Source organism: Lysinibacillus sp. 1 U-2021 (genome assembly GCF_029916965.1).
Taxonomy (GTDB): domain Bacteria; phylum Bacillota; class Bacilli; order Bacillales_A; family Planococcaceae; genus Lysinibacillus; species Lysinibacillus capsici.
In genome coordinates this window covers 525,899-538,540 of sequence record NZ_CP123966.1, presented here as the reverse complement: position 1 = coordinate 538,540, position 12,642 = coordinate 525,899, and the positions used below count along the sequence as shown (strand labels likewise).

Sequence of the window (12,642 nt, the reverse complement as noted above, 5' to 3'; positions counted from 1 at the left end):
ATATAGTGAAATTTGAAGATGTTCGATAAAAAAGTAGAATAAATATAAAGCAAGTAAGCATAATAAACAAAAAAATGGTTAAAAAAGCTACCCAATAATATTGTGGTAGCTTTTTTATAGTTTATTACGCTTTATTTAACAACAAGGACTTTTTATACATTTTGTGTAAAATAATGGTATTAATAAGATTGACAGTCATTTATAAAATGATTAATGTAAATGAGTGATTTTGAAAAGAAGCATACGTAAATAATTTACTGTTAGTCATGTAGGACTATATCTGTTTGCTGAGAGCATATGACCTTAGGCTAAATTAGCAAAGGGGTACCCGACATACTTTTGGAGGAAGTCTGTCATACGGAATTGCGCTATCGAATGTAACCATTAAATCTGACTAATCTGATTTTACCGGTATTTTTTCGTGTATCCATCAATATGTTAAAAGGATTTGATGTTTCTCAGCCTGATGAAAGTAAACGGAATGAAAGAGGGAAGATGTGTGATTTTTCAAAGACAGAGAAAGACGAAGGTATTGGATTTACAGCAATACACAGTGAAAATGGATTTGTCCTCTCGTCAATCGATGGCGAAGCAAATTGAAATGCTGAACTTAACGAAGAACGACTTACAATATTTAAAAGCTTTCCAGCCAATAGTTATGGATAATGTAGATCACATCGTAAACCGTTTTTACAACATGATTGGAACAGAGCATCATTTGGTAGATATCATCAGCCATCATAGTTCTGTAGAAAAGCTTAAAGTAACATTACGGCAGCATATTATTGAAATGTTTAACGGAACCATTGATGAGATGTATTACCAAAGGCGTGTAAAGATTGCAAAGGTGCATGTCCACATTGGGCTTAGAACACAGTGGTATATCTGTGCATTCCAAGATTTATCGATATCATTTATAGATTTAGTCGAAAAAAATATAGAATTTCCACAAGATCAATTTAATACGATCAGAGCTATATCGAAAATTTGTAATTTTGAGCAACAACTCGTTTTAGAAGCTTTTGAAAACACTGTAGAACAACTGAAAGAAAAAATGGTTCATGAAAAAGAAGCGATTGAACGACAGATTGTAGATTCTTCGGAAGCACTTGCAGCTATCTCGCAGGAAACCAATAATTCTTTTTGCTGCTTAAGTAAGCAATCTGACGAAATTAAACATTTGGCAAAAAAATCACTCGATGTGTCTACACTGGCTGAAAACCAAGCACTTGAGGGTCGCGAGCGTTTAAAAAATCAATCACAAAATATGCTCAATATTAGTCATTCTCTTCATGATATAGAAGAAAATATTGAACAATTATCAGGTATGTCTAAGGAAATGGAAACAATTATGAGTGTTGTGACCAATATTGCGAATCAAACGAATCTATTGGCTTTAAATGCTGCAATTGAAGCAGCACGTGCTGGGGAAGCGGGAAAGGGCTTTAGCGTAGTGGCCGATGAAGTACGTAAATTATCAATTCAGACAAAAGAATCTGTTACAGCGGTGGCTTTGTTATTGAAAAAGACAGGTGAACGAACAGAGAAATTAGAGTATTCTTTGACCAACATTCAAGATGAAGTTGCAGCAGGTGAAGAAAATATGTTACAAACTGAAGGCCAATTTACGAGTATATTGGGAGCCATGACAGAAGCAAAAGATCAAAATGAGTGTACTGCAACAAAAATACAAGCAATTGTAGGCATATTAAGTGAATTAGGCACTTCATTTACTGAGGTAACAAATTCAGCTGAAAAATTAGCGAGCTTTGCGCAAAATTTAAAAGGATAGACTACTAACATTTACATTCTATTTTTCATATTTTTAGACGTAATAAACACTATAGTACCTATTTAAATGTTTGTTGTGAAGTTATCGCTATAGAGGATCAATTTTATAGAGATTCAGAAAGTAAGAGCTATTTCACTGATGAAATAGCTCTATTTTTGCTAAATTTGTAAAGGGTTTAACGTAATTTTCAATGAAAAAAAGATTATACTGTAGAAAGAATGAATATTAGGGGCGGTTATGATGAAAACAGTTGTTGTTTTAGGCGGCGGTATTACAGGACTATGTACAATGCATTATTTGCAACGTCAAGTGAAGGAACATAATTTAGATGTTCGTCTAGTGCTTATAGAAAAAAATACATATTTAGGAGGCAAATTATATTCAGCACATGAACAAGGTTTCATCATGGAAACGGGTGCTGATTCTATTGTAGCCCGTCATCAAGGCGTTATGGAACTCGTGCAGGAGCTTGATTTTGAGGCGGAATTAGTTTACAACGAAACAGGTATTTCTTATATTTATACGAATAATGAGTTACATGCTATTCCGGCAGATTCAACTTTCGGAATACCGATGAGTGTAGCATCCTTAGAGGAAAGTACACTTATTTCCGAGCAGGGAAAAAAAGAAGCGTTGAAGGATTTAACATTGCCAAACAATGGCTTCACAAAGGAAAGTTCTATCGGTGAATTTTTAACTTACTATTTAGGAGAGGAACTGGTGAAAAACCAAATTGCACCAGTCCTTGCAGGTGTTTATTCGGGAGATTTACATCAGCTTTCTATTGGCTCTACTTTACCGTATTTAATTGATTATAAGAATGATTTTGGAAGTATTATTAAAGGCTTTGATGCGAATCGTGAGCAATTTGTTAAAGCAGCGAACAAAAAATTTATATCCTTTAAAAATGGTTTATCTTCTTTAATTAATCGACTTGAACAAACCTTATCCGATGTAGAAATTATCAAGGGTGTTACTACACTAAATGTTCAAAAACAAGATAAGAACTACACAATTTCTTTAGCTAATGGTGAAATTATTGAGTCAGATTATGTCGTTTTAGCATTACCGAATGATTCTGTCCAAAATCTGCTACAGGATGAATCTTTAAACCGCTATTTTAACCAATTTACGACAGCGTCAGCAATTACTATCTATTTAGGTTTTGATGTGCCAGACGCTAAATTGCCAGCAGATGGAACGGGCTATATTGTTTCCCATAATTCAGACGTTACTTGTAATGCAGCAACTTGGACTAGTCGTAAATGGAAGCATACATCGAAAGAAAATAAATTACTTGTGCGACTCTTTTATAAGAGCATCAATCCAGCCTATGAGCAACTACGTGCCATGACTGATGAAGAATTGGCAGCAGTTGCTTTAGAAGATGTGAGAAAGAGCCTAGGAATAGAGGAGCAGCCAACTGTTGTGAATGTAACAAAGTGGATTGATCAAATGCCTAAATATGATTTAGCGCATCGTGAAGCATTACAAGGACTACTACAAGAATTACATGAGAACTATCCTAATTTATCGATTGCAGGGTGCTCATATTTTGGCGTAGGTATTGGTGCTTGTATTCAAAACGGGAAAAAAATTGGCGAAGAGCTTGCAAATGAACTTGCCAATTTCTAAGATTTTAAGTGAAAAAAAACTTTGTTATGTGAAATAGTCTTGACTCATTCGTCAGTAAACGATATGATTCTTTTAATTATTTAAAAAATTCATACTTAATTCTTATCAAGAGAAGCAGAGGGACTGGCCCATTGAAGCTTCAGCAACCAACTTTATTGTCAGGTGCTAAATCCAGAAGACCGTTGAGTCGAAGATGAGAAGGAACAACAATGATGAATCGTTAAAGCCTTCTTTTTTTATGAAAGAAGGCTTTTTATTATATAGAGACATAGGAAGAGAGGCTAATTTTATGGGATTGCTTGAAAGGTTAAAAACGCATGTATTGACGGCAGACGGTGCAATAGGCACAGTGCTATATGGCTATGGATTGGAGTATTGCCATGAGGAAATGAATGTTCAGAGACCCGAGTTAATTGAAAAGATTCATAGAGAATATATTGCAGCTGGTGCTGACATCATTCAAACGAATACGTACGGTGCAAATGCCATTAAATTAGCTCGCTATGGATTAGAATCAAAAGTCCAACAATTTAATGAAGCTGCTATCACCATCGCAAAACGAGCAGCGGCTGATGGCGGTCAATTTGTTTTAGGAACAATTGGTGGTATTCGGGGAATTCGTAAAAGTGATGCAACCTTGGATGAAATATTAGCGACTATTGAAGAACAAGCAAGCGTCTTACTTGCAGGGAATCCAGATGGCCTTTTACTTGAAACTTATTATGATTTTGAAGAATTAACAGCAACCTTAAAGATGCTACGAGAAAAAACAAAATTGCCGATTATTGCACAAGTTTCTATGCATGAGCCCGGTGTTCTACAAAATGGGATGTCTTTAAATAATGCTCTCCATGAGCTTGAAGCCCTAGGTGCTGATATTGTTGGTGTCAATTGTCGACTAGGTCCACACCATACTATTCTAGCATTTGAAGGTGTAGAACTTCCTAATAAGGCATTTATGTCGGCCTATCCAAATGCATCACTTCTGGACTTAGAGGATGGGCGTGTCGTTTATGAATCAGAAGCTGATTATTTTGGTCGAGCGGCTGTTGAATTGCGTGATCAAGGTGTACGTTTAATAGGGGGCTGCTGTGGTACAACACCCAAACATATTGCAGCAGCAAAGAAGTATTTAGAAGAGTTATCACCGGTTCAGGAGAAGCATGCGAAACCTGAAAAGATTGAGATTGTTCGGGAAGCGGAGCCAACAAAGTATGAGCCTCTTCATGAAAAGGTTAAACGTGAACGTTCTGTCATAGTAGAGTTGGATACACCTAGACATTTAGAGATTGACGGGTTCCTTGAAGGAGCAAAGCAATTATATGATGCAGGTGCAGATGTAGTTATGATGGCAGACAATTCATTGGCCTCTCCACGTATTAGCAATATTGCAATGGGAGCATTGTTGAAGAGCACACATGGTGTACGTCCACTAACTCATATTACATGTCGCGACCGTAATTTAATTGGTCTACAATCTCATTTAATGGGGTTAAATGCTTTAGGTATTCATGATGTGTTGGCTGTTACGGGTGATCCAACGAAAGTAGGAGATTTCCCAGGTGCGACAAGTGTTTATGATGTATCTTCAATGGAGCTAATCCAATTAATTAAGCAATTAAATGGAGGGGTCTCTTTCTCAGGTAAGCCACTTCGAAAAAAAGCAAATTTTTCAGTTGCTGCTGCATTTAATCCAAACGTCCGTGTGTTAGATCGTGCTGTGACACGCTTAGAGAAGAAAATTGAGCATGGGGCAGACTACTTCATTTCTCAACCAGTATATACGAAAGAAAAAATTGTAGAGATTTATGAGGCAACAAAGCATTTACAAGCTCCAATTTACATCGGTATTATGCCTGTTACGAGTTATAAAAGTGCTGAATTTTTACATCATGAAGTACCAGGTATCAAATTATCTGAAGATGCCTTAACAAGAATGAAAGCATGTGGAGAAGATAAGGAAAGAGCGACATTGGAGGGGATTGCCATTGCTAAAGAATTAGTAGAAGTGGCTACACAATATTTCAATGGCATTTACCTTATTACACCATTTTTACGTTACGATGTGACACTAGAGTTGATGAAATATATAGAGCAATTGGATGAACAGAAAAAAGGAGTAAGTATACATGGCTAAGCACTCGATTGAAGAGCAACTAGAGAAACGTATTTTAATTCTTGATGGCGCAATGGGAACAATGCTACAAAATGAAAATTTATCAGCAGAGGATTTTGGTGGCGAGGAACTTGATGGCTGTAACGAAAATCTTGTGCTTACTAGACCAGATGTTATTGAAAAAATTCACCATAAATACTTAGAGGCAGGCGCAGATATTATTTGTACAAATACATTTGGTGGGACGCCTCTTGTGTTAAATGAATATGATCTTGGCACAAAAGCAGAAGAAATTAATAAGCGTGCAGTGGAAATTGCTCGCCAAGCAGTGGATCGTTATTCGACATCGGATTGGCCACGTTTTGTCGCAGGTGCTATGGGACCAACAACAAAAACGTTATCAGTAACTGGTGGTATTACATTTGATGAGCTAGAGGAAAATTTTTATGTACAGGCAAAGGCATTAATTGAGGCAGGAGCTGACGTTTTGTTATTAGAAACAAGTCAGGATATGCTCAATGTCAAAGCAGGCACACTTGGCGTAAAGCGCGCTTTTGCATCAACTGGCAAAGAGCTACCTGTCATGATTTCAGGAACAATAGAACCGATGGGTACAACGCTTGCAGGGCAAACAATCGATGCCTTTTATATTTCAATTGAGCATATTAAACCAATATCAGTTGGCCTAAACTGTGCGACAGGACCTGAGTTTATGACGGATCACATTCGTTCATTAGCAGAGCTTTCAACAGGCTATATTAGCTGTTACCCAAATGCTGGCTTACCAGATGAAGAAGGGTGTTATCATGAATCACCAGAATCGCTATCGCAAAAATTAAAAGGTTTTGCAGAAAAGGGCTGGCTTAATATTGTAGGTGGATGTTGTGGGACGACACCTGCTCATATTGCAGCCATTCGTGAGGTCTTAAAAGATGAAAAACCTCGTCAATTACCAGAAAAAACACATGGTCATGCGGTATCAGGAATTGAACCATTATTATATGACGATTCTATGCGTCCGTTATTTATTGGGGAGAGAACAAATGTAATCGGCTCTCGTAAATTTAAGAATTTAATCATTGATGGGAAATTTGAGGAGGCCGCAGAGATTGCACGTGCTCAAGTCAAAAATGGTGCACATGTTATCGATATTTGTTTAGCCAATCCTGATCGCGATGAATTAGCCGATATGCGTGGGTTTATGCAGGAGGTTGTAAAAAAGGTTAAGGTGCCTCTTGTGATTGACTCAACTGATGAAAAAGTAATAGAGGAAGCATTAAAGTTTTCACAAGGGAAAGCCATCATTAACTCTATTAATCTAGAGGATGGTGAAGAACGATTTGATGCAGTATTACCACTTGTGAAAAAATATGGTGCATCGTTAGTTGTTGGAACGATAGATGAAAAGGGAATGGCGGTTGACCGTCATCGAAAGCTTGAAATTGCCGAGCGTTCCTATCAACTTTTAACAGAGAAATGGGGGATTGCACCAGAGGATATCATTTTCGACCCATTAATGTTCCCTGTAGGAACTGGAGATGAGCAGTATATTGGTTCAGCGTTAGAAACGATTGAAGGCATCCGTCTCATCAAAGAAAAATTGCCGCAGACATTGACAGTACTTGGCGTAAGTAATATCTCATTTGGCTTACCACCAGTTGGCCGTGAAGTACTGAATGCTGTTTATCTCTATCATTGTACACAGGCGGGCTTAGATTATGCCATTGTTAATACAGAGAAATTGGAGCGTTATGCATCCATCCCTGAAGAGGAAATCAAACTCGCAAATGACCTGCTCTTTAATACAAATGATGAAACATTAGCAGTGTTTACAGATTTTTATCGAGATAAAAAGAAGGAAAAAACGGAAGCGGATATTCCGAAAACGGTTGAAGGTCGTTTAGCTTACTATATATTAGAAGGTACCAAAGAAGGGCTAATTGAGGATTTAGACGCTGCAAGGGAAATCTTCGAGGCGCCACTTGATATAATTAATGGTCCTTTAATGGAGGGTATGGCTGAGGTAGGTCGATTATTTAATGATAATCAACTCATTGTAGCAGAGGTTTTACAATCAGCAGGTGTGATGAAGGCCGCAGTTGCTCATTTAGAGCAATTCATGGAGAAGGATGAAGAGAGTGCCGGAAAAGGAAAAATGGTACTTGCTACGGTAAAAGGCGATGTTCACGATATTGGGAAAAACCTTGTTGATATTATATTAAGTAATAATGGCTATAAGGTAGTCGATTTGGGCATTAAAGTAACCCCTGCCCAATTGATTGAAGCGATTCGTAAGGAAAAACCTGATTTTATTGGGCTGTCAGGTTTACTCGTGAAATCAGCGCAACAGATGGTTATTACTGCTCAAGATTTTAAAGAGGCGGGAATTGATGTTCCTATTTTAGTTGGTGGTGCTGCACTTTCACGTCGTTTTACTGAAACAAAAATTGCAGATGAATATGGTGGTCCTGTTATTTATGCAAAGGATGCTATGCAAGGCTTAGAGCAAGCGAATCTATTAATGGGTGAAGGGACACGTGAAAATTTCTTAGCAGAAATTGAAGAATCCCGTCAAAAACGTTTAGCGGCCGATGAAAAACGAGCTGCTCGTCCAGCAAAAGAGGTAACAATAAAGCCTGCACGAACAGTAAAAGGAGCGCCAGTATTTTTACCAGCTGATTTACGACGTCATGTGAAAAAAGACTATTCTGTATCTCATTTATATCCTTATGTTAATATGCGTACATTATTGGGACACCATTTAGGCTTGAAAGGGCAAGTTCAGCAATTGCTTGATGCGGGTGATTCAAGAGCAACAGAGCTCAAGGATTTAGTAGATGATTATTTAAAAAGTGATCTATTAAAGCCATCTGGTTTGTATCAATTTTTCCCTGCTCAAGCAGATGGTGATGATGTCGTTGTGTATGATCCTGCTGATAGTAAGACAGAAATTGAACGTTTTACCTTCCCTCGTCAGCAAGTTGAACCATTTTTATGTCTTGCAGATTTCTTAAAAACGGTAGAGAGCGGTGAAATGGACTATATTGCACTCATGGTTGTAACAGCAGGTCAAGGAGTTATGGCTAAAGCACGCCATTTAAAAGAGGCTGGGAAATTTCTTGAAAGTCATGCCTTGCAATCGACTGCTTTAGAATTAGCAGAGGGCTTTGCTGAACGTATGCATCAGGAAATTCGTGACCAATGGGGCTTCCCTGATGCAACAGATTTCACTATGAGAGATCGTTTTGCTGCAAAATATCAGGGTCAACGCTTTTCATTCGGATATCCTGCATGTCCTAACTTGGAGGATCAAGAGAAACTATTCGGCCTATTAAAACCTGAGGATATTGGTGTCCATCTTACAGAAGGCTTTATGATGGAGCCTGAAGCATCTGTATCTGCAATCGTTTTTGCTCATCCTGATGCTCGCTACTTCAATGTTTAAGGCATAAATAAGAGGAGGTAGATAGTCTATTCAATGACTGTCTATCTCTGTTTCTTTATAGAAGAAAACAATTTGGTTAAGGGAAGTGAGCAGAATGATACGATTCATGGAAGAAAGAGATATTCCCGAGGTTTTGGTTATCTATAATGATATTATTTTAACAAGCAAGGCTGTCTATCGATACGAAATACAAACTTTAGATGAAAAAGTACAGTGGTTTAGGGAGCAACAAGCATTAGATAATCCTTTACTTGTATTTGTGGATAATGGGCTTGTCGCTGGCTTTGCTACCTATAGTCAATTCCGTCCTTACCCAGGTTATAAATATACAATGGAGCACTCTGTCTATGTGCACAAAGAACATTATCAAAAAGGGATTGCGACAAAGCTCATGAACAAGCTGATAGAGATCGCTGAAGAAAATGGTGTCAAAACGCTTGTTGCTGGTATTGATGGAGAAAACATTGGTAGTATTAAAGCACATGAAAAATTAGGCTTTGAATATGCAGGAACCATTAAAAATGCAGGCTATAAATTTGAACAATGGCTAGACCTTGTGTTCTATCAACTTCATTTGACTGGACCGAAATCATAAAAGGATATGACAAATGTCATATCCTTTTTGTGATGTTTGCGTCTGTTACTGACTTGTACTCTTGTTTTATGATGAGGTCATAAGAAAAAAAGAAACGAGGGAGTAAAAGATGGCAACTATTAAAGAAAAAACAAAAAAGTTACGCCAAGATGTAGCGCCATTTGCCAAATCAGATACGCGTAAAAGTGTTTTTCAGATTATAAATACAATTGTACCGTTAATTGCATTATGGGTGGCTGGTTACTTGTTAGTGGATGTATCACCTTGGCTAACAGTCGGCTTAAGTGCTATTTCAGCAGGTTTTGTCGTACGAACTTTTATTATTTTTCATGATTGTACACACGGCTCATTTTTCAAAAGTAAAAAGGCAAACGACTGGGTTGGATTTTTTACTGGGGTGCTAACATCATTCCCTTATGAAAAATGGAAACGTGAACATACAATTCACCATGCAACAAGCTCAAACTTAGACAAGCGTGGTATCGGTGATATTGATATGATGACAGTTGAAGAATATATGCAAGCCTCAAAAGGGCAACGTCTATGGTACCGCTTCTATCGCAATCCATTTGTGATGTTTGGATTAGGCCCACTTTATATGGTTCTTGTCTTAAATCGTTTTAATCGTAAGGATGCGAAGAAGAAGGAACGTCTCAATACAATTTTAACGAATATTGTCATTGTGGGAATTTGTGCCGCTTTAATTTTCTTCATGGGCTGGCAAGCGTTTTTATTAGTGCAAGGCGTTACTTTATTTATTGCAGGTTCTTTAGGAATTTGGTTATTTTACATCCAGCACACGTATGAAGATTCTTATTTTGAACATGATTCAGAGTGGGATTATGTGAAAGCCGCAGTTGAAGGAAGCTCCTATTATAAATTGCCAAAACTTTTACAATGGGTAACAGGGAATATTGGTTTCCATCATGTTCATCACTTAGCTCCTCGTGTACCTAATTATAATCTTGAAAAGGCACACAATGAGACACCGCCATTACACATGGCAACAACGATTACTTTACGTACGAGTTTAGAATCACTACGTTACAAGTTATATGATGAAGATCAAGGTAAATTTGTGACGTTTAAAGAAGTAAATGAAATTATAAAACGTAAAGCAAGAGGCAGTATTGCCGCTTAGTTGAAAACAGCCATCTCTGCAAGGGAGATGGCTGTTTTATATAAAGAGAGGAATATGGGTCAAAGCATGTACAGGCATAAATTTAATTTTCTTGTTATAATAAGGGAAAAGTAGGAAAGAGCGTGAGATTATGTTGAGGAAATGGCATAGTATTATTCCGAATAGTCCGATGCTCAGTGTATATTTGTGGATAATTTTTTGTTTCCTACCGTTTTTCTTCATTTTTAGGAAATCATCTTATATCGAAATATCGATAGGCATTACATTTTTAATGCTCTATTTTATCTTCTATCGATTTGCCATGAATTCGAAAAGCGGTTTAGTTTATATGTGGATTAGCTTTGAAATGGTCATAAACATTATTATGACCATCTTGTATGGCTATGTCTATTTGTCCATTTTCACAGCATTTTTTATTGGCAATATCCGAAGACCCGTCGGCTTTTATATTATGTATGGTCTACATATTGGATTTACAGTTATTTCAACGGGTGCTGGATTTTTTGTAGAGCTCAACCTATTTTTATCGCAGTTGCCTTTCGTTGTATTAACTATTTTAGCTGTTGTCCTTTTACCGCTAACGCTTTATTCCAAAAATAAACGTGAAAATTTAGAGGGACAGTTAGAAACAGCCAATGAACGTATTGCTGAGTTAATTGTTTTTGAAGAACGACAAAGAATAGCTCGAGATTTGCATGATACATTAGGACAAAAATTGTCCATGATTGGTTTGAAGAGTGATCTAGCTTCTAGGCTGATTGAACGAGATCCCCAGCAGGCCTTGATTGAGATTAAGGATATACGCCAGACGGCTAGTATTGCTTTAAAAGAGGTTCGGGAATTAGTTTCAGATATGCGCACAGCAAAATTTGAAGATGAGATCATGCGTATTTCACAAATGCTAAAGGCAGCTGAAATGGAGTTTGTCTTTGAAGGGGATAAAAACGCACTGCAAGTTCCACCACTTGTAGAGAATGTTTTATCTATGTGCTTAAAAGAGGCGGTTAATAATGTTGTCAAACATAGTGGAGCAACAAAATGCGAAATTGCCTTCCATCAAAATTTTAAAGAAGTTTACTTAGTAGTGCGAGATAACGGACAGGGCATTACGAAAAAACAAGCCTGGAGAACTGGTAATGGATTGAAAGGAATGCGGGAACGTTTAGAGTTTATTAATGGGTCCTTCAAAATTGAAAGTGTTGAGGGGACCACATTAACGGTAACTATCCCAGTAGCTATTACGCATCAGAATGTCAAAGACAATCTGAAGAACATATAGAAAAGAGGATTGTGACATGATACGAATTGTGATTGCTGAAGATCAGGGGATGCTATTAGGCGCGCTTCGCTCTTTACTTAGTATGGAGGAGGATATGGAGGTTGTTGGCTTAGCAAAAAATGGTGAGGAAGCATTGATGCTTGTGGAAGAGCATCAGCCTGATATTTGTATTATGGATATTGAAATGCCAGTGAAAACGGGACTAGATGCAGCAGAAGAAATGCATAGCACTGGCTCAGGTTGTAAAGTCATTATTTTAACTACATTTGCTAGACCTGGATATTTCGAACGTGCTAGAAAAGCGAGTGTCAGAGGCTATTTATTAAAGGATAGCCCTATAGAGGAGTTAGTGAGCGCAATCCGTACAATCATGGACGGTAAACGTATTTATGCACCAGAGCTCGTTGATTTTGTCTATGAAGATGATAGTGAAAATCCTTTAACGGAGCGAGAGAGTCAAGTACTGACACTTGTAGCAGAGGGCAAAACGACAAAGGAAATTGCTGCTGAGCTGTTTTTGTCTGCTGGCACAGTTCGTAACTATATTTCGACGATTTTAGAAAAACTAAACGTTGGCAATCGAATTGAGGCCATTGCACGCTTTAAAGAAAAAGGATGGAATAAATAAAATGAGAACCT

8 protein-coding genes and 1 riboswitch are annotated in these 12,642 nt (G+C 37.6%); all 8 genes read left to right on the top strand.

Features of this window, described 5'->3' with window-relative positions; translation table 11 throughout:
- The first annotated feature begins 499 nt into the window (after positions 1 to 499).
- The 8 genes from QH639_RS02840 to QH639_RS02805 all read left to right on the top strand — a co-directional run bounded on the left by QH639_RS02840 (position 500) and on the right by QH639_RS02805 (position 12,631).
- Complete coding sequence (locus tag QH639_RS02840; protein ID WP_237898760.1) at positions 500 to 1,792, top strand: globin-coupled sensor protein; 1,293 nt, start codon at positions 500 to 502, stop codon at positions 1,790 to 1,792.
- Positions 1,793 to 2,032: 240 nt separating this feature from the next.
- Positions 2,033 to 3,427, top strand: a complete 1,395-nt coding sequence (locus QH639_RS02835; RefSeq protein ID WP_131522332.1) for a protoporphyrinogen oxidase — start codon at positions 2,033 to 2,035, stop codon at positions 3,425 to 3,427.
- Between the two features lie 99 nt (positions 3,428 to 3,526).
- Positions 3,527 to 3,627: riboswitch (SAM riboswitch) on the top strand.
- Between the two features lie 89 nt (positions 3,628 to 3,716).
- Positions 3,717 to 5,564, top strand: a complete 1,848-nt coding sequence (locus QH639_RS02830; protein ID WP_131522331.1) for a bifunctional homocysteine S-methyltransferase/methylenetetrahydrofolate reductase — start codon at positions 3,717 to 3,719, stop codon at positions 5,562 to 5,564.
- Positions 5,557 to 8,988, top strand: coding sequence for a methionine synthase (metH, locus tag QH639_RS02825; RefSeq protein WP_131522330.1), 3,432 nt, complete (start codon positions 5,557 to 5,559; stop codon positions 8,986 to 8,988). The genes QH639_RS02830 and metH overlap by 8 nt, the downstream gene beginning before the upstream one ends.
- Positions 8,989 to 9,082: 94 nt before the next feature.
- A complete protein-coding gene (locus QH639_RS02820) occupies positions 9,083 to 9,583 on the top strand; it encodes a GNAT family N-acetyltransferase (protein WP_131522329.1) in 501 nt (166 codons plus the stop codon).
- 109 nt (positions 9,584 to 9,692) lie between these two features.
- Positions 9,693 to 10,724, top strand: coding sequence for a Delta(5) desaturase DesA (gene desA, locus QH639_RS02815; RefSeq protein WP_054548858.1), 1,032 nt, complete (start codon positions 9,693 to 9,695; stop codon positions 10,722 to 10,724).
- 130 nt (positions 10,725 to 10,854) lie between these two features.
- On the top strand, positions 10,855 to 12,003 hold the full coding sequence (locus QH639_RS02810) for a sensor histidine kinase (protein WP_422655536.1): 1,149 nt from the start codon (positions 10,855 to 10,857) through the stop codon (positions 12,001 to 12,003).
- A 16-nt stretch (positions 12,004 to 12,019) separates the two neighbouring features.
- On the top strand, positions 12,020 to 12,631 hold the full coding sequence (locus QH639_RS02805) for a response regulator transcription factor (protein ID WP_048394990.1): 612 nt from the start codon (positions 12,020 to 12,022) through the stop codon (positions 12,629 to 12,631).
- The last annotated feature ends 11 nt before the right edge of the window (positions 12,632 to 12,642 follow it).